General features: G+C 63.4%; 17 protein-coding genes. 11 read left to right on the top strand and 6 right to left on the bottom strand.

Features of this window, described 5'->3' with window-relative positions; genetic code table 11:
• Positions 1–83: 83 nt before the first annotated feature.
• A complete protein-coding gene (locus M5B42_RS25740; protein ID WP_248747408.1) occupies positions 84–1,100 on the top strand; it encodes a succinylglutamate desuccinylase/aspartoacylase family protein in 1,017 nt (338 codons plus the stop codon).
• 20 nt (positions 1,101–1,120) lie between these two features.
• Here M5B42_RS25740 and M5B42_RS25735 read toward each other — a convergent pair whose 3' ends face one another.
• Positions 1,121–2,269 carry an HEXXH motif-containing putative peptide modification protein gene (locus M5B42_RS25735; protein ID WP_248747407.1) on the bottom strand — a complete coding sequence of 383 codons (1,149 nt, stop codon included), beginning with the start codon at positions 2,267–2,269 and terminating at the stop codon, positions 1,121–1,123.
• A 203-nt stretch (positions 2,270–2,472) separates the two neighbouring features.
• Positions 2,473–2,730 carry an Os1348 family NHLP clan protein gene (locus tag M5B42_RS25730; RefSeq protein WP_248747406.1) on the bottom strand — a complete coding sequence of 86 codons (258 nt, stop codon included), beginning with the start codon at positions 2,728–2,730 and terminating at the stop codon, positions 2,473–2,475.
• A gap of 346 nt (positions 2,731–3,076) precedes the next feature.
• Here M5B42_RS25730 and lexA point away from each other — a divergent pair, with 346 nt between their 5' ends.
• From lexA to M5B42_RS25710, 4 genes are read left to right on the top strand one after another with little or no spacing between them, the layout of a single operon-like run.
• Positions 3,077–3,697 (top strand): transcriptional repressor LexA, encoded by a 621-nt coding sequence (gene lexA, locus M5B42_RS25725; protein WP_103497216.1) that lies wholly within the window; start codon positions 3,077–3,079, stop codon positions 3,695–3,697.
• Positions 3,694–4,326 carry a translesion DNA synthesis-associated protein ImuA gene (imuA, locus tag M5B42_RS25720; RefSeq protein ID WP_248747405.1) on the top strand — a complete coding sequence of 211 codons (633 nt, stop codon included), beginning with the start codon at positions 3,694–3,696 and terminating at the stop codon, positions 4,324–4,326. Before lexA ends, imuA begins: the two co-directional genes overlap by 4 nt.
• Before the next feature lie 7 nt (positions 4,327–4,333).
• The gene (locus M5B42_RS25715) at positions 4,334–5,752 is read left to right on the top strand and encodes a DNA polymerase Y family protein (RefSeq protein WP_103497218.1); all 1,419 of its coding nucleotides are present in this window, start codon (positions 4,334–4,336) and stop codon (positions 5,750–5,752) included.
• Positions 5,749–8,829: an error-prone DNA polymerase gene (locus M5B42_RS25710; protein WP_248747404.1), complete on the top strand. Its 3,081-nt coding sequence runs from the start codon at positions 5,749–5,751 to the stop codon at positions 8,827–8,829. The genes M5B42_RS25715 and M5B42_RS25710 overlap by 4 nt, the downstream gene beginning before the upstream one ends.
• 10 nt (positions 8,830–8,839) lie before the next feature.
• Here M5B42_RS25710 and M5B42_RS25705 read toward each other — a convergent pair whose 3' ends face one another.
• Positions 8,840–9,064, bottom strand: a complete 225-nt coding sequence (locus M5B42_RS25705; protein ID WP_103497220.1) for a YgdI/YgdR family lipoprotein — start codon at positions 9,062–9,064, stop codon at positions 8,840–8,842.
• Between the two features lie 159 nt (positions 9,065–9,223).
• Between M5B42_RS25705 and M5B42_RS25700 the strand changes: the two genes are divergently transcribed.
• Positions 9,224–9,925, top strand: a complete 702-nt coding sequence (locus M5B42_RS25700; protein WP_248747403.1) for a glutathione S-transferase N-terminal domain-containing protein — start codon at positions 9,224–9,226, stop codon at positions 9,923–9,925.
• Positions 9,926–9,989: 64 nt separating this feature from the next.
• Here the strand turns inward: M5B42_RS25700 and M5B42_RS25695 are convergent, their stop codons facing one another.
• Complete coding sequence (locus M5B42_RS25695) at positions 9,990–10,604, bottom strand: TetR/AcrR family transcriptional regulator (protein ID WP_248747402.1); 615 nt, start codon at positions 10,602–10,604, stop codon at positions 9,990–9,992.
• 103 nt (positions 10,605–10,707) lie between these two features.
• Here M5B42_RS25695 and M5B42_RS25690 point away from each other — a divergent pair, with 103 nt between their 5' ends.
• Positions 10,708–11,295, top strand: coding sequence for a hydrolase (locus tag M5B42_RS25690; protein ID WP_177098828.1), 588 nt, complete (start codon positions 10,708–10,710; stop codon positions 11,293–11,295).
• On the opposite strand, the gene M5B42_RS25685 is transcribed toward M5B42_RS25690, so the two are convergent.
• Positions 11,296–12,135 (bottom strand): NAD-dependent protein deacetylase, encoded by an 840-nt coding sequence (locus M5B42_RS25685; RefSeq protein ID WP_248747401.1) that lies wholly within the window; start codon positions 12,133–12,135, stop codon positions 11,296–11,298.
• 92 nt (positions 12,136–12,227) lie between these two features.
• The gene (locus M5B42_RS25680; RefSeq protein WP_152739549.1) at positions 12,228–12,569 is read right to left on the bottom strand and encodes an FKBP-type peptidyl-prolyl cis-trans isomerase; all 342 of its coding nucleotides are present in this window, start codon (positions 12,567–12,569) and stop codon (positions 12,228–12,230) included.
• A 302-nt stretch (positions 12,570–12,871) separates the two neighbouring features.
• Between M5B42_RS25680 and M5B42_RS25675 the strand changes: the two genes are divergently transcribed.
• From M5B42_RS25675 to M5B42_RS25660, 4 genes are all read left to right on the top strand, one after another.
• On the top strand, positions 12,872–13,939 hold the full coding sequence (locus M5B42_RS25675; RefSeq protein ID WP_248747400.1) for a sensor domain-containing diguanylate cyclase: 1,068 nt from the start codon (positions 12,872–12,874) through the stop codon (positions 13,937–13,939).
• A gap of 167 nt (positions 13,940–14,106) precedes the next feature.
• On the top strand, positions 14,107–15,126 hold the full coding sequence (locus M5B42_RS25670) for a branched-chain amino acid aminotransferase (RefSeq protein ID WP_103497233.1): 1,020 nt from the start codon (positions 14,107–14,109) through the stop codon (positions 15,124–15,126).
• A gap of 257 nt (positions 15,127–15,383) precedes the next feature.
• Positions 15,384–17,909 (top strand): acyl-CoA dehydrogenase, encoded by a 2,526-nt coding sequence (locus tag M5B42_RS25665; RefSeq protein ID WP_248747399.1) that lies wholly within the window; start codon positions 15,384–15,386, stop codon positions 17,907–17,909.
• A gap of 33 nt (positions 17,910–17,942) precedes the next feature.
• Positions 17,943–19,295 (top strand): 3-oxoacyl-ACP reductase, encoded by a 1,353-nt coding sequence (locus tag M5B42_RS25660; RefSeq protein WP_103497228.1) that lies wholly within the window; start codon positions 17,943–17,945, stop codon positions 19,293–19,295.
• The last annotated feature ends 2 nt before the right edge of the window (positions 19,296–19,297 follow it).

Genomic DNA, 19,297 nt, shown 5'->3' with positions numbered 1-19,297 from the left:
GCTTAGTTGAACGTACGTTCAATTTCCACTGTCGAGGCTGACGATGGATTGATTTTCAACGTTTATAAGGGGAAGGCAAGGTTATGGCGCGGGATATTTCGTTCAGCATCCGGGGTAATAACGGTGAGGACTTGAAGGTTGGCGCCTGGCGTTTCGAGGGCTGCGGCGAGGGGCCGAAGGTGCATTTGCAGGCCGGGGTGCATGCCGATGAGATCGCCGGCATGCTGGTGCTGCACCTGCTGATGCCACGCCTTCAACAAGCCGAGTCCGAGGGCCGCCTCAAGGGCCATGTGACCGTGGTGCCCCAGGCCAACCCGTTGGGCATCGGGCAGTTTCGCCATGGACGGATTCTCGGGCGCTTTCATGAGGGCACCGGGCAGAACTTCAATCGCTCATTCGACCAGTCGCAGGCGCTGGTGCGGCCGGCGACCAATGTCCAGCACTGGCAAAAATGCCTGGTGGAACTGGCGGCCACAGCGGACCTGGTGCTCGACCTGCACACCGACGACGAAGCGTTGCCCTATGTCTATATCCACCGTGCGTTCTGGCCCAAGGGCCAGGCATTGGCGGCGGCGCTGAAGATGGACCTGGCGATCATCTGGGATGACGGCGGCGACGGTTCCTTCGAGGAAACCCTTATCGCCCCCTGGCTGCGCGACGGCGATAGCGCGCAACGTTTTGCCGCGACCCTGGAGTTGCGCGGACAGGGCGATGTCAGCGATCACCTGGCCGGGCAGGATGCCGATGGCCTGTATGCCTGGCTGTGTGCCGTCGGGGTGATCGACGAGGCACCGCCGTTGCTGGATTGGCCGGTGCAGGCGGTGGAGATGGGGCATATGGAGACAATCCTGGCGCCACGGCCAGGGGTGCTGGTCTTTGAAAAGGAACTGGGTGACTTCGTCGAGGAAGGGCAGCGTTTTGCCCGGATCGTCGGGCGCCCCGGGGACGCCGCTTCCGAGGTGATCCTGCAGGCGGCCCAGGCCGGGCGAATGGTCACCCGCCACCGCGACCGCCTGATCGCGCAAGGTTCGGTGGCGGCGAAATTCACTGGCAGCCGGGTGTCGCACAACTGGACGGGCGGATTGCTCGATCCCAACTAGCCCGCCGGCAACCCTGTTTTCTACACGGCCATGCCCATGGCCGGCTTGTTGCCCGTCGTTGCGCTCGACTGGCTCAGCAGGCCGGCATGGCGACTGCGCAGGGCGTGCACCTCCAGGGCAAGATTGTCCATGAAGGTCCGGCCCCGGGGCGTGAACTCGTCACAGGCCTCAAGTTCCGGCAGGGCCTTGATCAGGCCACGCAGGATGTCGAGCATCCGCTCTTCGGCCCGTTGCATTTCCGAGGCCGGGCGCTGGCGCACGCGCTCCAGGTATTTGACCTGGGCAAGCACGGCGAAGAAGGCATGGACATAACCATGGAGATCGCGCTGCAGGCCGGACCAGGGCAGGCTGAACAGGCGTTCCCCGGTGCGTTGCTCATCGATGATCGGGCAGACCTCGACCAGGCTGTACAACAGTTGGTGGGTAGTTTCATGGACCAGCGATTCTTCGATTTCAAGAATCGAGTGGTCCTTGGCCGAAAGCAGGATAACGCCGGTGTAGCGCGCCGCCGAACAGCTGCGGAAGGTGCTGTCGGGCAGGTAGCAGATCAGCTTGACCAGGTGCCGGAACTGCTCGTAGCAGGCCGGCCAGGTATTGGCGATACGCGACAGGGCAACGCTGACCACGTCGCGGAAAAAGTGCAGGGAGTAACCACTGCGCTCCAGGTGTTTGCGGGTGCTTTCGTCTTCGGGGAACTCATAGCTGGGCGGTGTCGTGGCGGCGATCAGCGGATCGACATTGAAGCGGCGGATCGGCGGATGGTTCGAATACTTGTGATCGACCGCCGTCTGGGTAATGCGTTGCAGCACTGCCGGCAACTCCAGGAGCATGTTCTGCAAGGAGGTGGTGTTGTCCGCCTGTTCGGTCAGTACCGCGTTGGCATGTTGAAACGCCAGGGCCATCCAGATCTGGAACACCGGATCGTTGATGATCAGGCGGCGCTGGGTGACTGGCAGCAGGATCAGGTGCACCGCACTGGAGAAAAACGGATCGAGCCTGGGATTGCCCTCGAAACGCTGGAAGCATTCGGCATAGAGTGCGGCGAAGGTGCTGTAGCGCTGTTGGCTGAGTCGATCGAGCAAACGGTGAAAACGGTCTGGGGTGGCATCGGGCAAAAACGTGTTGTATTGGAACAGTTCGTCGAGCTGGGATTGCAATCGGGTGGTCATGTCGGTGTCCTCGGGATGTAACTCGATAAATGACGAGCGCGCAATAACCCTCCTTCAAAAAAGAGAGGTGTCGGAATTTAAAGTGTTGGCCGTGCTCGGAGCAGCGAGAATCAATAGACGTTCGTTGGAGGTTTATTGAGTGGGGCGTAACAAGCGCTTCATGATATTCATCCTAGCGATATCTTTCGGACGCTGGCGCGGGCTTAATCGGTTCGAACCTGTTGCTGGTCGAAACTGGCGCGAGCCGTGAGCGGGCTGTGCAGGGCTTTCGAGGCCGTCACCAATTGCCCAAGGTCCAGGCCCTTGAGCGCCACCACTTCGTCGATCCGCAGGGGCATGTCCAGGTCTTTACCGGCGTTGCCTGGATTGATATGCAACTGCGCGGCGAATGATTCATCGCTTATTGCTCTGTTCAATATGATGGCGAGACGTTCCTGAGAGTGGAAGTTGGAATGGGGCATGTCGGTCTCCGGATAACGGTTGAAACTTTTATGGATGAGCAGGCCAGGGGGGCTGTTTTCAATGGGGGATGCCCGAGTGAATATAGCAAGATGATTTCATTTTTCAATATGTGCTTATTGATTTTATGAAGTATGGATGGGAGGGATTCGAAGAGTTGTTAGTTGTGGTTGTAAGAAAGAGGCTTCAATGTTTTATGGGTGAGATAGTTCTGTAGTTTTATTCTGATATAGAGAGTGGAAACCTATTCCGATATTCGGACCTGGCCATTGGCTTTCACGAAGCCGATGTGGGCAAGCCCGTGTCTCGACTGATGGCTCTTGTCAGGGAAATCCCACAGGAGTACAAATGTACTCCATGACGACTTTAACTCCCCGCCGTACCGCCATCCTGACCTTTATCCGCGAGCGCATCGTGCGTAACGGCCAGCCCCCGAGCCTTGCCGAGATCGCCGAGGCCTTTGGTTTCGCCTCCCGCAGCGTGGCACGCAAGCACGTGGTGGCTTTGGCCGAGGGCGGTTTTATCGAGGTCAACGCCCATCAGGCGCGAGGCATCCGCCTGCTCGATCAGGCGCCCCGGGCCGCGTTGCTGGATATCCCGCTGCTGGGCCGGGTCGCGGCGGGCCGGCCGATCGATGTCGATGCCCAGGAGCATCGCCGCCTGCTGCTCGACCCCGCCCTGTTTTCCCGGGCGCCGGATTACCTGCTGCAGGTGCAGGGCGACTCGATGATCGGCGATGGCATTCTTGACGGTGACCTGGTGGCGGTACGCCGCACGGGCGAGGTGCGCAACGGCCAGATCGTCGTGGCCCGGCTGGAAGGCGAGGTCACCATCAAGCGCTTCGAACGGACGGCCGCGGGCATCCGCCTGTTGCCGCGCAACCCGGCCTATGAGCCTATCGTTGTCGATCCCGAGCACCAGGAGTTGTCCATCGAAGGCGTGTTCTGCGGTCTGGTACGGCCGGCATGAGGGGCGCGGTGGTGGCCCTGGATACGCTGCTCGACGAGCGGCGGGTGTGGAGAGGCCGGGCGGGCGCGCCGCTGGCCGAGCCGCAGTCCGATCGCCAGCCCAGCGGCCACGCGACCCTCGACGCCGCTTTGCCCGGCGGTGGCTGGCCGCCGGCAGCGTTGACGGAAATCCTGATTGCCGGGGAGGGTGTCGGTGAGTTGCAACTGGTCTGGCCGACCCTGGCGCGGCTGTCGGCTCGGGGCGAGCGCATTGTCCTGGTGGCACCGCCCCATGTGCCCTATCCCCAGGCGTGGTTGAACGCGGGGGTGGACCTGCGGCAGTTGTCGGTGATCCAGGCGCCGCCGCGGGATGCCTTGTGGGCCGCCGAACAATGCCTGCGTTCCGGCAGTTGCGGCGCGGTGCTGTGCTGGCCGCTGCAGGCCGATGACCGGGCCTTGCGGCGCTTGCAGGTGGCGGCGGAAACCGGCCAGACCCTGGCCTTCGCCTATCGTTCGCTGGAAGAGGCGATCAACCCGTCGCCGGCGGCCCTGCGGATTGCCGTTGAGGGCCGGCCCGCGCAATTGCGGGTGCTCAAGTGCCGGGGCGGGTTGGCCCATTCGGCGCCGATTGCCTTCAGCACCGGGCATTGAGGCGGGTATGCGTTGGGTCTGTATTGTTTTTCCGCAATTGGCACTGGACGGGGTGCTGCGGCGAACCCCTGAGCCTGACGCGCCGCTGGCACTGTTGACGGGTTCGCCGCAACGCCGGGTGGTGCAGGCGGTGAATGCGTCGGCACGGGCCTTGGGCCTGTGTCCCGGTCAATCGCTGACCGCCGCCCATGCCTTGACCAAGGCCTTTGCCAGCGCCGAATACGATCCCGCCGAAATCGAACAGTGGCAGCAGTTTCTCGCCGCCTGGGCCTATCGCTTCAGTTCCCAGGTCAGCCTGCGGTATCCGCGGGCCTTGCTGTTCGAGATCGAATCCAGCCTGGGCCTGTTCGGACCCTGGCCGCAATTGGAAGCGCGCTTGCGTGAAGAACTGACCGGCCTGGGCTTTCGTCACCGGATCGTGGTCGCGCCCAATCCGGCGGCGGCCCGGGTCCTGGCCAATGCCTACGATGGTCTGGCCCTGGCGGACAACGGGTCCTTGCGCCAGGCCCTGGGGCAGATGCCGATCGACCGGGTCGGGTTGGAAAAAGAGGCGGCCACGGCTTTGTCGCGCATGGGACTGCGGACCCTGGCGCAAGTGCTGGCCTTGCCCCGGCATAGCCTGGCGCGGCGCTTCGAGGCGTCGTTGCTCAAACACCTCGACACCTTGCTCGGCGAGCGGCCGCTGGCCCTGGCGTTCTACCTGCCGCCGGATCGCTTCGTGGCGCGGATCGAGTTGAATTTCGACGTGACCTCGAATCAGGCCTTGCTGTTTCCCTTGCGTCGCCTGACCGGGGATCTGTCGGCGTTTCTCTGTGGGCGTGACAGCGGTGTGCAGCGCTTCGAATTGATCCTGGAACATGCCGGGGTCGCGGACACGCGGATCAAGGTCGGCCTGCTGAGTGCCGAGCGTGACCCTTCGATGCTCTTCGAACTGGCCCGTGGGCGACTGGAGCAGGTCCAGGTCGAGGCGGCGGTGCGTGGTTTTCGCCTGGAAGCCGAGGACCTGCCGGCCTTTGTCCCGCAGCACCGCGAACTCTTCGACGAACGCCCGCAACAGTCTCTGCCCTGGGAGCAACTGCGCGAGCGCCTGCGCGCCCGGTTGGGTGATGACGCTGTTCAGGGCCTGCGTTTCCAGGCCGATCACCGCCCCGAATGCGCCTGGCAGCCGCTGCCGGCAAGCACCGCCGAGCCACTGGCGGCCGCCGGACCATTGCGCCCCGGCTGGCTGCTCAAAACGCCGTTGCCATTGCCCGAACAGGCGGCGCGGGTCCTGCTGGGGCCGGAGCGGATCGAGTCGGGCTGGTGGGATGGCGCGGATGTGCGCCGCGATTATTACCTGATCGAGACCCGTGCCGGTCGCCACGCCTGGGCCTATCGCACGGTGGGGGAAAGCGGCCCCTTGCTGTTGCAGGGCTGGTTCGCATGAGTGGCGAATACGCCGAGCTGCATTGCCTGTCGAACTTCAGTTTCCAGCGCGGGGCTTCCAGTGCCCGGGAGTTGTTCGAACGGGCCAAGGAGCAGGGCTATCAAGTCCTGGCGATCACCGATGAATGCACCCTGGCCGGGATTGTCCGCGCCTGGCAGGCCGCGCAGGACAGCGGTCTGCCGCTGATCATCGGCAGTGAAATGCGGATCGAGAATGGACCTCGGGTAGTGTTGCTGGTGGAAGACCTGCTGGGTTACCAGGCCCTTTGCCGATTGATCACCCAGGCCCGGCGTCGTTCGGACAAGGGTTGTTATCAGGTGCTGCGGGCGGACTTCGAGCAGGCGCTGCCTGGGCTGCTGGCGTTGTGGTTGCCTGAACAGAGCATTAGCGACGTCGATGGCCGCTGGTTGCGCGAGCGTTTTCCCGAACGGCTATGGCTGGCGGTGGAGCTGCATTGCGGCCAGGATGATGATCGACGTTTGGCGCGCTTGCTGGCCCTGGCCGACGAACTGGCGATTGCCGCCGTGGCCAGCGGCGATGTGCATATGCATGTGCGGGCCCGCCGTGCCCTGCAGGACACCATGACCGCCATTCGCCTGCACACCCGGGTGGCCGATGCCGGGCAGCAACTGCATGCCAATGGCGAGCGGCATCTGCGCAGCCTCGAGGCCTTGCGCGGGGTTTATCCGGCGGCCTTGCTCGCCGAGACCCTGGTCATTGCCCGGCGTTGCACCTTCGACCTCGGCCAGCTGCGCTACCAGTACCCCCGTGAGCTGGTGCCGGAAGGGCAGACCCCGACATCCTGGCTGCGGCATCTGACGGAGGAGGGCATCCGTCGACGTTGGCCGGAAGGGATCAATACCCGGGTTCGCGACCTGATCGAAAAAGAGCTGACACTGATCGCCGAGCTGGACTACGACAGTTATTTCCTGACGGTGCAGGATATCGTCGACTTCGCCCGCAGGCAGGGCATTCTCTGCCAGGGGCGCGGTTCGGCGGCGAACTCGGTGGTGTGTTATGCCCTGGGAATCACCGAGTTGAACCCGGATCGCACCAACATGCTGTTCGAGCGCTTCCTCTCCCGCGAGCGCAACGAACCACCGGATATCGATGTCGACTTCGAGCACGATCGCCGCGAAGAGGTACTGCAATACGTATTTCGGCGTTATGGCCGAAACCGCGCGGCGTTGACGGCGGTGGTCAGCACCTATCACAGCGCGGGGGCGGTGCGCGATGTGGCCAAGGCGCTGGGCCTGCCGCCGGATCAGATCAATGCCCTGGCCGACGCCTGTGGCCACTGGAGCGATGAGCCGCCGGCAGCGGAACGCCTGCGCGAAAACGGTTTCGATCCCGACAGCCCGGTGCTGCGCCGGGTCCTGGGGCTGACCCGGCAACTGATCGGCTTTCCCCGGCACCTGTCCCAGCATCCGGGCGGTTTCGTGATTTCCGAGCAACCGCTGGAGACCCTGGTCCCGGTGGAAAACGCCACCATGGCCGAACGGACGATTATCCAGTGGGACAAGGACGACCTGGACAAGGTCGGTCTGCTCAAGGTCGATGTCCTGGCCCTGGGCATGCTCAGCGCGCTGCGTCGCTGTTTCGACCTGGTGCAGCAGTATCGCGGCGGGCCGCGCTGGACCCTGGCGAGCCTGCCGCCGGACGATAAGCCGACCTATGAAATGATCGGCCGGGCCGACACCATCGGCGTGTTCCAGATCGAGTCGCGGGCGCAGATGTCGATGCTGCCACGGCTCAAACCGAAGAATTTCTATGATCTGGTGATCGAGGTGGCGATTGTCCGGCCGGGGCCGATCCAGGGCGGCATGGTGCACCCGTACCTGCGCCGGCGAAACAAGGAGGAGCTTGCGACCTACCCGTCGCCGGAGCTGGAAGAGGTCCTGAAACGCACCCTGGGGGTGCCGCTGTTTCAGGAACAGGTCATGCAGATCGCGGTGGTGGCGGCGGACTACACCCCGGGCGAGGCCGATCAGTTGCGCCGCTCCATGGCCGCCTGGAAACGCCATGGCGGGCTTGAGCCGCACCGTCTGCGACTGGCCGAGGGCATGGCGAAGAACGGCTATGCGCCGGAATTCGCCGCGCAGATCTTCGAGCAGATCAAGGGTTTTGGCAGCTACGGTTTCCCCGAGTCCCATGCCGCCAGCTTTGCCTTGCTGACCTACGCCAGTTGCTGGCTGAAGTGCCATGAACCGGCGGCGTTTGCTTGTGCGCTGATCAACAGCTGGCCGATGGGCTTCTACAGTCCGGATCAGATCCTCCAGGATGCCCGGCGTCACCACTTGCAGATTCGCCCGGTGGATGTGCGGGCCAGCGATTGGGAGTGCAGCCTGGAGCCTGCCGATGGCCCGCAGCCGGCGTTGCGCCTGGGTTTACGTATGATTCGCGGGTTTCGCGAGGAGGATGCGCGGCGGATCGAAGTGGCACGCAAGGCAGGGGGCTTCGAGGATATCGCCGACCTGGGTGAGCGGGCGCGACTGGATACCCGGGCTCAGGAACTGCTGGCCGATGCCGGTGCCTTGCAGGGGTTGGCGGGTGACCGTTATCAGGCGCGTTGGGAAGTGGCTGGGGTCGAGGCGCAGCTTGGGCTGTTTGCCGGGTTGTCGAGGCAAACCGAAACCCCGGTGGCCTTGCCGCGCCCGAGTGTCGGCGAGAACCTGCAAGCGGATTACGCCAGTCTCGGCACGACCTTGGGGCCGCATCCGCTGGCGTTGTTGCGCGGGCAATTGCAAGCCATGCGCTGTCGCAGTTCGCGGGAGCTGCTGGAGGTCGAACACGGGCGGCCGGTGAGCATTGTCGGCCTGGTCACCGGACGTCAGCGACCGGGCACGGCCAGCGGGGTGACCTTTGTCACCCTGGAGGACGAATTCGGCAACGTCAACGTGGTGGTCTGGCGCGACCTGGCCGAGCGGCAACGGCAAGTGCTGGTGGGCGCGCAGTTGCTGAAAGTCGACGGGCGCCTGGAATCCGAGGGCGGCGTCCGGCATGTGATTGCCGGACGCCTGAGCGACCTGGGTTCACTGCTGGCGGATATCACCGTGCGCAGCCGGGACTTTCGCTGAGGTCTGGATATCAATCCTTCGGTTTGACCGTCGCCACATCGGACGCCTTGACCCGCACCTCTTTGCCGGAAATATCCTTGAACTCATAGAAACCATCGGCGGAGTGGGTTTGGGGTGTATCCCTGGTGATGTACTCGGTGCCGTTCTGCAAGGTCACCACCGTAGGCGTCGAACAGCCCGCCACGCTCAGGAATGTTGCTGCCAGCAATGGCAGACTGAGAATTTTCAGATACATGATGCCCTCTCTGTTTCAGTGATTGACGGTCCATGGCGCAGAAAAATCTCATGCCCGGCGCTACAGGCACGGCCACCGGCTGTGCCTATAATCAGCGCCCGGACGGGTGGAAGGTCCTGACCCGTTGCCGCATTCCCTACCGCTTGCTGGAAGCTTTCCATGACTGATCTTTCCGAGTTCACCATCACGCATAAATGGCCTGCACAACATCCAGACCGCCTCCAGCTCTATTCGTTGCCTACGCCCAACGGCGTCAAGGTTTCGATCCTGCTCGAAGAGCTGGGCCTGCCCTATGAAGCGCACCTGGTCAGTTTCGCCACCAATGACCAGCTGACGCCGGAATTCATGGCGTTGAACCCCAACAACAAGATCCCGGCCATCATCGACCCCAACGGTCCCGACGGCCAGCCGCTGCCGTTGTTCGAGTCCGGGGCGATCCTGATCTACCTCGCCGAGAAAACCGGGCGCTTCATGTCCAAGGACCTGACGCGGCGCTATGAAACCATCCAGTGGGTGATGTTTCAGATGGGCGGTATCGGACCGATGTTCGGCCAGCTCGGTTTCTTCAATAAATTCGCCGGCAAGGACTACGAGGACAAGCGCCCGCGCGACCGTTACGTGGCCGAGAGCAAGCGCCTGCTGGGGGTGCTGGACCAGCGCCTGGAAAGCCGCCGCTGGATCATGGGCGACGACTACAGCATCGCCGATATCGCCACCTTCCCGTGGATTCGCAACCTGATCGGTTTCTACGAAGCCGGCGACCTGGTGGGCATCCAGGACTTCCCCCATGTGCTCCGCGCCCTGGAGCAGTTCGTGGCGCGCCCGGCGGTGATCAAGGGCCTGACCATTCCGTCGGCATAAAAAGATCGCGCGGCACTGTCACCCAGGGAGCACAGGGGAACTGCCGAAGGGCCTTCGGCAGTTTCTACAGTGAGTCCAGATGCTGGCCCAACATGCTCTTGAACGTCTGGAGGACGTCTTCGGCGATCTCGGCGGGCTCACGGGCCTTGAGCGATACGGCGATTTTCATCAGTTCCAGCAGCATCACCGCCGTCAGTGCATGGCGCTCGGCCGGCAGCGGCGGTTGTGCCTGGGCCAGCAGCCCGGTCAGCAGCGACAGCAAGCCTGAGCGCGTGGCGGCCTTGGCTTTCTTGTCGATATCGCGCCGCTCGGCCAGGGCGATAAACGCCGGATTCTCCTCCAGAAACAGCGACAACTCCTCCAGTATCCGCTCGGCTATCTGTCGTGGGCTCAGGTTGGGTGCCTGTGGCGCCAGGCTTTCGAGCCGGCCTCGGAGCATCTCCAACTGCGCGCCGTGCAGGGCCTGGGCCAGCAGCGCCTTGGTGGGAAAGTACTGGTACAGCGAACCAATCGACGCCTGGGCCAGGGCGGCCACTTCGGTCATGGTCGCCGCGTCATAACCTTGTTCGGCAAAGACCCGGGCAGCGGCGGCCATCAGCTCGGCCACGCGCTGCTTGCCGCGTTCCAGGCGCGGCGTGTGGATGCTGACATTTTTTTTACTTGAAGTTTGTGAGGGCATCCTCATATCCTGATTGTGAGGCTATCCTCATATTCTAACCGCAGCTTCGCCGTTCGCGCTTGCCTGGTTGCGCAAGTCGACGTCCGTCGATCAGGAGATCATCATGTCGCTTACCCTCGATCCTCGTACCTGTGCCCTTGTGATCATCGACCTGCAGCAGGGGATCATGGCCATGCCGGTTGCCCCCCATACCTCGGAGGCGGTCGCCGAACGGGCCGCGCGGCTCGGTAAACACCTGACCCAGGCGGGTGGTTTGGTGGTTGCGGTGCGTGTGGGTTTCGCCAGCGACTACGCCGACAAGCTCAACCAGCCGGTGGATATGCCGATGGCCGTGCCGCCGGGCGGCCTGCCGGAAGACTGGGCGCTGCTGACCCCTGTGATCGCTGCCTTGAACGCCCCGGTGCAGATCACCAAGCATAACTGGAGTGCCTTCTACGGCACCGAACTGGATCTGCAATTGCGTCGTCGCGGGATTACCACTGTGATTGTCTGTGGTATCGCCAGTAACTCCGGGGTCGAATCCACCGCCCGGGATGCCTGGCACCACAACTACGCCGTGGTGGTGGCCGAAGACGCCTGCGCGGGCCTCGGCGAAGACACCCATCGTTTCTCCATGGAGAAGGTCATGCCGCGCATTGCCCGGGTCCGTTCGACCCAGGCGCTGATCGAGGCGTTGCCCATCCGTTGCTGATCAGCCCAGGCGCTCGGCCAGCAGCGGCAGCAACTGTTCGCACGAGGCTTCGAACTTGAAGTTCAGCAACTCATCGGCGCGGGTCTTGCCCAGGTTGATGGCGATCAGTGGCTTGCCGCGCTCGGCCATCAGCTTGCACAGGCGAAAGGCCGAGTAGGCCATCAGCGACGAGCCGATCACCAGCAACCCCGCCGCCTGCTCGGCGCAGGCCAGGGCCCTGGCGGCGGTGAGCGGGGCGACGTTTTCACCGAAGAACACCACGTCGGGTTTCAAGCGATCGCCATCGCACTGCGAGCAGTGGGGTACTTGGAAGCGCGACTCGAAGGCGGCGTCCAGCAGGGTGTCGCCGTCGGGCGCCTGGACCGCCTCGACCCCCGTGAGATAGGGGTTCTGCGCCTCCAGCATAAGCTGGACGGCATCGCGCTCCAGGCGAGCGCCGCAATCCAGGCACAGGACCTTGTGCAGGCTGCCATGCAGCTCGATGACATCGTGACTGCCGGCCTGCTCATGCAGGGTATCGACGTTCTGGGTGATCAGGCCGCTGAGGCGGTGTTGCGCCTGCAGGCTGGCCAGCGCCCGGTGGGCTGCGTTCGGCCGGGCCATGCGCACCCGCGGCCAGCCGAGCATGGCCCTGGCCCAGTAGCGGCGCCGGGCCTGGGGCGAGCCGAGGAATTCCTGAATCATCATCGGCGGTTTACCCCTGCGCACGCCGTCGCTGTCGCGGTAATCCGGGATGCCGGAAGAGGTGCTGATACCGGCGCCGGTGAGCACCAGAAAGGGCTGCTCGGCCATCAGTGGCAAGAGCGTTTCCAGGGCCGCGCTGACTTGCGGATCGGGCATGGGGACATCTCCGGTTATCGAGCGGCTGACACGGCGGTGATGGGGCCGTGCATGTCGTCGTGATCGAAGCTCAAGGATAGACGCAGGTGTGCTCAATCGTCCCGTGTCAGCACTTCCAGCAACTCGATTTCAAAGGTCAGGTCGGCACCTGGTGCGACGAGCGAGCCCATGCCGCGTTCTCCGTAGGCCAGGTGCGCCGGCACGAACAATCGGCGTTTGCCGCCGACTTTCATGCCCATCAGGCCGATATCCCAGCCCTTTATCACTCGTCCCGTGCCGATCACGCACTGGAACGGTTTGCCACGGCTGTGGGACGAGTCGAACTCGCTGCCATCTTCGAGCGTACCGCGATAATGCGTGGTGATCAGCGCGCCCTTGACCACGGCCTTGCCGTCGCCTGGGCGGACGTCGGTGATCTGTAATTCGTTATTCATTGGTTCCTCTCCCGTTAATTGGCGCAGGGGCCCTGTCTGGCAGGCGTTTTCTCAGAATAAGGCTGATTTAGCAATGAGTTGTCGGCAATTCCCGGCCTGCAGGAGCGTTGGGGTAGCACGGTGCTTGAGGCGGTGCGTTTGAGCGGCGGCCGGAGTCATGGCCGGTTTCGGCGTTCATCAGTCGTTGATGGCCGAAACGGCGGCTCACTAAAAAAACATGGGCGCATGTTCAGTGTGGATTAAGATGGCCACTGGCCATTTATTCATCGTGTGTCCATGTTCAAATCCCTTGGTTTTCAATCATGACCCCATGGATTGAGGTCGTTGTCGTCGTGCCCGTGATCGCCTTGATCGCGGTGCTGTTTCGTCGTGAGCGCAAGGCTCGTCGGGAACTGGCCGAATGCCGGGCACTGTTGCAGCAGGTGAACGAATGTCACCGACGGGTTGAAGCCGCCGATGATGTCGAACGTTTCAAGCGCAGCCAGTACTTTGCCCGCATCGGCACCTGGGACTGGGACGTCGATACCGAGAAGCTCTACTGGTCGGAGGCCATCTACGGCATGTTCGGCTACAAGGTGGGCGAGGTGATCCCGTCCTACGAACTGTTCTGCGCCAGCGTGCACCCCGAAGACCGGGCCAGGGTGCGGGCCGGGGAGGCGCGTTGCATCGAGACCGGCGAGAACCACGACGAGGAATACCGGGTGATCTGGCCGGACGGCAGCGTCCACTGGTTGCGCGAGACCGGCAATGTGGTGAAGAACGTCCATGATTCGGCGATCAAGATGATGGGGGTGGTGCGTGATATCACCGAGGAAAAGGCCTGGGCCAGTCAGTTGCATACCCTGGCCCACCACGACGCGCTGACCGGGCTGCCCAATCGGCTGGTGCTGGAGGAGCGTTTGTCCAGGGCTCTGGAGCGTGCCCGTACCCAGGCCTCCCGGGTGATCCTGGTGTTCCTCGACCTCAACGGTTTCAAGGACATCAACGATGTACACGGGCATGCGGCCGGTGATCGGATCCTGGTCACCACGGCAACCCGCCTGAAAAACCTGATGCGGACCTCGGATACGGTGGCGCGCATCGGTGGCGATGAGTTCGTGTTGGTCCTCGAAGGGCTGACCCAGCAGGGCAATGGCCGGTTGGAGGAGGTTCACCTGCTGTGCGAGAAAATCCTCGTCGAGTTATCGATGCCGATTACTCTCGGCGCTCAACCGGTGCAGATCGGCTGCAGCCTGGGGGTGGGGGTATTCCCGGATCATGCGCCGAGCATGGATACGCTGATCCATACCGCCGACCTGGCGATGTACGAAGCCAAGCGCAGCGGCAACAACCAATACCGCTTCGGACGCCAGGCCGTGCATGCCGACTGAAGGTCTCCCGCCGGCGTGCGGCGTGGAAGGACCGGGCATAAACGCATGTGGGACATGCACGTCGTCCAGGCTGCGATTTCCTGTCTGAATAGAGTATTGTGGTTGCCTGCGAAAAAAATGTCATAAGCCTGAGCGATTCAGGCGGTTATCAGATGATTGAGGGTGCCATGGGTCAGGAAAGCATTAACTGGGACAAGCTGGGTTTCGATTACGTCAAGACCGACAAGCGCTACCTGTCGTACTACCGTAACGGTGAGTGGGACAACGGTGTGCTGACCGAAGACAACGTCCTGCATATCAGCGAAGGTTCGACCGCACTGCATTACGGCCAGCAGTGCTTCGAAGGCATGAAGGCCTACCGTTGCAAGGACGGTTCGATCAACCTGTTCCGTCCTGACCAGAACGCCGCGCGCATGCAACGCAGCTGCTCGCGCCTGCTGATGCCGCACGTACCGACCGATGTGTTTATCGAAGCCTGCAAGCAGGTGGTCCGCGCCAACGAACGTTTCATCCCGCCTTACGGCACCGGCGGCGCGCTGTACCTGCGCCCGTTCGTGATCGGCGTGGGCGACAACATCGGCGTGCGTACCGCGCCCGAGTTCATCTTCTCGATCTTCTGCATTCCGGTCGGCGCCTACTTCAAGGGCGGCATGAAGCCGCACAACTTCGTGATCTCCAGCTATGACCGTGCCGCTCCACAAGGTACCGGCGCGGCCAAGGTCGGTGGCAACTATGCCGCCAGCCTGATGCCGGGCGCCGAGGCCAAGAAGCGCGGCTTCGCCGACAGCATCTACCTGGACCCGCTGACCCACTCGAAGATCGAGGAAGTCGGTTCGGCCAACTTCTTCGGCATCACCCGCAACAACGAGTTCGTCACGCCGAAGTCGCCTTCGGTCTTGCCGGGTATCACCCGTCTGTCGCTGATCGAACTGGCCGAATCGCGCCTGGGCCTGAAGGTCATCGAAGGCGATGTGCTGATCGACAAGATCGCCGATTTCAAGGAAGCCGGTGCCTGCGGTACCGCCGCGGTGATCACGCCGATCGGTGGCATCGAGTACAACGGCAAGCTGCACGTGTTCCACAGCGAGACTGAGGTCGGTCCGGTGACCCAGCGCCTGTACAACGAACTGACCGGCGTGCAGACCGGTGACGTCGAAGCCCCGGCGGGTTGGATCGTCAAGGTCTGATGCGTATGGCGGCCTGATCCGGGCAGTCTTCTGAAGAGCCCGACCTGAGCAATCAGGTCGGGCTTTTTTGTGGTTGTCGCCTGGCCACTATGCCCTGCTCATCTACAATAATTAAATATTTATTTTAAAAAATAATTTTAAATTATGCCTATTCTTTGTAAGGTAGAGCCAATGGGTCGTCGTGGCGATGGCTGACCCAAGGTGCCATTCACGATCGGTGCCCGTGGTTTCCCCTGACTGTTCAAAGAGGTGTGCTCATGACTTTCTGGTTGTTGCTGGCTGTGGCGGGGGCCTTGGCCCTGGGGTATCGGCAGGCGTCCGCGGGCCTGTGGTTGGCGGGCGTACTGGTCGGGTTGGCGGGCGGTTATCTGTTCGGTGTGATCGGGCCATTGGGTACCACCATCGGCGCTCTGTTGCTTCTGGTCCCGGCCGTGGTGCTGGCGGTCAGGCCCTTGCGCCGGGCCTTGCTTTCGCGCCGGGCCCTGGTCCTGTTCCGCCAGATCATGCCGGCCATGTCCGACACCGAACGCGCGGCGATCGAGTCCGGGACCGTCTGGTGGGACGTCGAGCTGTTCAGCGGCAAACCCCGTTGGCAGCGCCTGCTGGGCGCCGCGCCGGCGCGCCTGAGCGCGCAGGAGCAGGCTTTCCTCGACAACGAGGTGGAAACCCTCTGCGACATGGCCAACGACTGGGAAACCACCCAGGTCTGGCAGGACCTGTCGCCCCAGGCCTGGCAGTACACCAAGGAGGCCGGTTTTCTCGGCATGATCATTCCCCGCCAATACGGCGGCAAAGGCTTCTCCCACTACGCCCACTCCCAGGTGGTCATGAAGCTCTCGACCCGCTGCTCGGCGGCGGCGATCTCGGTGATGGTGCCCAATTCCCTGGGCCCGGCCGAACTGCTCCTGCATTACGGCACCGAGGCCCAGCGCCAGTACTATCTGCCGCGCCTGGCCCGGGGCGAGGACATTCCCTGTTTCGCCCTCACCAGCCCCTACGCCGGTTCCGACGCCGGGGCGATTCCCGATCTCGGGGTGGTCTGCAAGGGCACTTTCGAAGGCCAGGAAGTGCTGGGTTTCAGCGTGACCTGGGACAAGCGCTATATCACCCTGGGGCCGATTGCCACGGTGCTCGGTCTGGCGTTCCGCGCCGAAGACCCGGATGGCCTGCTGGGCAGTCCGGGCAGCCTGGGGATTACCTGCGCGCTGATCCCCACTTCCCATCCGGGGGTACAGCACGGTCGCCGGCATTGGCCGCTCAACGCGGTGTTCCAGAACGGGCCGACCCAGGGCAAGGATGTCTTTATTCCCCTGGAATGGGTGATTGGCGGTCGTGAGCAGGTCGGCAATGGCTGGCGCATGCTGATGGAGTGCCTGGCCGCCGGCCGGGCGATTTCGTTGCCCTCGGCGAATGTCGGCCTGGGCAAGGTCGCCGTGCGCGGGACCACGGCCTATGCCGCGATGCGTAAACAGTTCGGCCTGCCCATCGGCAAGTTCGAAGGCGTGCAGGCGCCACTGGCGCGCATGGCCGGGCATCTGTATGCCTGTGATGCGGTGCGCAAGGTTTCGGTGGCGGCCCTGGATGCCGGCGAGAAACCCTCGGTGATCTCCGCTATCGCCAAGTACCACGTGACCGAGCGGGCCCGGGCCATTGTCAACGACGGCATGGACATCGCCGCCGGCAAGGGCATCTGCATGGGGCCGAACAATTTCCTGGCCCGGGCCTACCAGCAAAGCCCGATTGCCATCACGGTGGAGGGCGCGAATATCATGACCCGCTGCCTGATCATCTACGGCCAGGGGCTGATTCGCTGCCATCCCTATGTGTTGCGTGAAATGGAGGCGGCGCGGCGCCAGGGGCCTGAAGGGCTGGAAGCTTTCGACAGGGCGATGTTCGGCCATATCGGCTTTGTCCTGGCCAACACCGTCCGGGCCGCGGTGCACGGGTTGACGGCGGGGCGGTTGCTCAAGGCCCCGGTTAAAACCGATCCGGCCCTGGCCCCTTACTACCGGCAGATCGAACGCCTGTCGGTGGTGCTGGCGCTGGTTTCGGATATTTCCATGGGCGTGCTGGGCGGGGCGCTGAAACGCAAGGAAAGCATCACCGGGCGGCTCGGCGATATTCTCTCGCAGCTGTACATCCTGTCCTGCGTCCTCAAGCGCTTCGAGGACGACGGCCGGCCCCGGGCGGACCTGCCCCTGGTGCACTGGGCGGCTCAGGATGCCCTGTGGCGGGCCCATGAAGCCTTGAGTGAAACCCTCGACAACTATCCTTCGAAAGCCGCCAGCCGAGTGATTCGCGGCCTGGCGTTTCCGTTCGGCATTGTCCTGCGCAAACCTTCCGACCGGTTGCTGGCGGAAGTCGCCGAGCTGGTGCAAACCCCCGGCGAGAGCCGCGACCGGCTGTTGGCCGACTCCTATATGCCGCAGCCGGATATCGACAAGCTGGCCTACGGTGAACTGGCATTCCGGCTGCAGCCCCAGGTGGATCTGATCGAAGCACACCTGAAACCGGCCGTGCGCCAAGGGCTGCTCGCGCCGTTGCCGATTTCCCGCGAGGCATTTGCGCCCTGGCGGACCCAGGCCCTGGCCGCGCAACTGATCAGCGGCGAGGAGGGTGAGCTGCTCGGGCGCTATGTTGAATATGCCGACCATGCAATCCAGGTGGATGATTTTCCCCAGGACTTTGGTCTGTTGGAGGCGTTGCAGCGGCGCCAGGCGCATATCGATCAGGCGGACAAGAGCCTGGGCAAGCGTCGGGTGGCCGCGGGCAACCCGGTTTAATGATGTTTCTCGGGTTTTTATCGGAATCTATTCATGGCTGACGGTTACCTTTCATTCGTCAATACCCCCTGGGGCCACTGGCTGGCCCGGACCCTGGGCCTGCCGCAACCGCTGCCGTTGCAACGTTATCGCCCAGGTCAAGCGGGCAACCTGCTCAATCCGGTGGTGCTGGCCACCGGGCCCCAGGGCCGCTTGTTGGGCGAGCTGCAACGGATTTTTGCGGCCACCGAGACTGTGGCGGCGCTCCCCGCGAGCCTCGATGCGCCGTCGACGGTCAAGGTCCGGGGGCTGGTGTTCGATGCCAGCGGCCTGGCTGATGTGCAGCAGTTGGACGAGTTGTACCGCTTCTTCCACGCCAATGTCCGGCGCCTGAGCGCCCACGGCCGGGTGCTGGTCCTCGGCACGCCGCCGGAACACTGCACGTCGCTCGCCCAGACGGTGGCGCAGCGGGCCCTGGAGGGCTTCGTGCGCTCCCTGGGCAAGGAGCTGCGGCGGGCGATCACCGCGCAACTGCTGTATGTCGAGCCGGGGGCCGAAGCGGAAATGGACAGCAGCCTGCGTTTCTTCCTGTCCCGGCGTTCCGCCTTTGTCTCTGGCCAGGTGGTGCGGATCGCCGAACCGGTGGACGTGCCCAGGGATATCCTCTGGGACAAACCGCTGACCGGGCGCCGTGCGCTGGTCACTGGGGCGTGTCGCGGTATCGGCCTGTCTATCGCCCAGGTGTTGGCGGGTGAGGGCGCCCAGGTCGTCTGCCTGGATATCCCCGCCGTGGAAGCCGAGTTGCAGGAGGTGGCGGCCTCCCTCGGGGGCACCGCGCTGGCCCTGGACATCACCGCGCCCCAGGCGGCCGAACAACTGCTGGCATTCGCCGGCGAGCAAGGTGCGTTCGATATCGTCGTGCACAACGCCGGCATCACCCAGGACAAGACCCTGGCGAAAATGACCGAAGCCGCCTGGCGCAAGGTCCTGGCGGTGAACCTGGAGGCACCGTTGCGGTTGAGCACGGCTTTACTGGAGGGCCAGGCGATCAGTCCCGGCGGGCGTATTATCGGGGTGTCGTCGATTTCCGGTATCGCCGGCAACCTGGGGCAAAGCAACTATGCCACGTCCAAGGCTGGTGTGATCGGCCTGGTGCAGGGCCTGGCACCGTTGGCGGCGCGCCAGCAGGTCACGGTCAACGCGGTGGCACCGGGGTTTATCGAGACGCAGATGACCGCGAAAATTCCGTTGCTGATTCGTGAAGCGGGGCGACGGATGAACTCACTCTCTCAGGGCGGACAGCCCGAGGACGTCGCCCAGACCATTGCCTGGCTGGTGCATCCGGCTTCCGGCGGGATCAATGGACAGGTGGTCCGCGTCTGCGGGCAAAGCCTGCTGGGGGCCTGAAT

The organism is Pseudomonas sp. MWU12-2037 (assembly GCF_023242345.1).
In the GTDB taxonomy this organism is placed as follows: Bacteria; Pseudomonadota; Gammaproteobacteria; order Pseudomonadales; family Pseudomonadaceae; genus Aquipseudomonas; species Aquipseudomonas gingeri_D.
This window is presented reverse-complemented; position numbering and strand designations above follow the sequence as displayed.

Excerpts from the sequence above, each read along its gene's own strand:
- M5B42_RS25740 (WP_248747408.1), top strand. The coding sequence starts at position 84 with ATGGCGCGGGATATTTCGTTCAGCATCCGGGGTAATAACGGTGAGGAC.
- M5B42_RS25695 (WP_248747402.1), bottom strand. The coding sequence starts at position 10,604 with ATGCCCTCACAAACTTCAAGTAAAAAAAATGTCAGCATCCACACGCCG.
- M5B42_RS25675 (WP_248747400.1), top strand. The coding sequence starts at position 12,872 with ATGACCCCATGGATTGAGGTCGTTGTCGTCGTGCCCGTGATCGCCTTG.
- M5B42_RS25705 (WP_103497220.1), bottom strand. The coding sequence starts at position 9,064 with ATGTATCTGAAAATTCTCAGTCTGCCATTGCTGGCAGCAACATTCCTG.
- M5B42_RS25665 (WP_248747399.1), top strand. The coding sequence starts at position 15,384 with ATGACTTTCTGGTTGTTGCTGGCTGTGGCGGGGGCCTTGGCCCTGGGG.
- M5B42_RS25715 (WP_103497218.1), top strand. The coding sequence starts at position 4,334 with ATGCGTTGGGTCTGTATTGTTTTTCCGCAATTGGCACTGGACGGGGTG.
- M5B42_RS25685 (WP_248747401.1), bottom strand. The coding sequence starts at position 12,135 with ATGCCCGATCCGCAAGTCAGCGCGGCCCTGGAAACGCTCTTGCCACTG.
- M5B42_RS25660 (WP_103497228.1), top strand. The coding sequence starts at position 17,943 with ATGGCTGACGGTTACCTTTCATTCGTCAATACCCCCTGGGGCCACTGG.
- M5B42_RS25700 (WP_248747403.1), top strand. The coding sequence starts at position 9,224 with ATGACTGATCTTTCCGAGTTCACCATCACGCATAAATGGCCTGCACAA.
- M5B42_RS25730 (WP_248747406.1), bottom strand. The coding sequence starts at position 2,730 with ATGCCCCATTCCAACTTCCACTCTCAGGAACGTCTCGCCATCATATTG.
- M5B42_RS25710 (WP_248747404.1), top strand. The coding sequence starts at position 5,749 with ATGAGTGGCGAATACGCCGAGCTGCATTGCCTGTCGAACTTCAGTTTC.
- M5B42_RS25670 (WP_103497233.1), top strand. The coding sequence starts at position 14,107 with ATGGGTCAGGAAAGCATTAACTGGGACAAGCTGGGTTTCGATTACGTC.
- M5B42_RS25680 (WP_152739549.1), bottom strand. The coding sequence starts at position 12,569 with ATGAATAACGAATTACAGATCACCGACGTCCGCCCAGGCGACGGCAAG.
- imuA (WP_248747405.1), top strand. The coding sequence starts at position 3,694 with ATGAGGGGCGCGGTGGTGGCCCTGGATACGCTGCTCGACGAGCGGCGG.
- lexA (WP_103497216.1), top strand. The coding sequence starts at position 3,077 with ATGTACTCCATGACGACTTTAACTCCCCGCCGTACCGCCATCCTGACC.
- M5B42_RS25735 (WP_248747407.1), bottom strand. The coding sequence starts at position 2,269 with ATGACCACCCGATTGCAATCCCAGCTCGACGAACTGTTCCAATACAAC.
- M5B42_RS25690 (WP_177098828.1), top strand. The coding sequence starts at position 10,708 with ATGTCGCTTACCCTCGATCCTCGTACCTGTGCCCTTGTGATCATCGAC.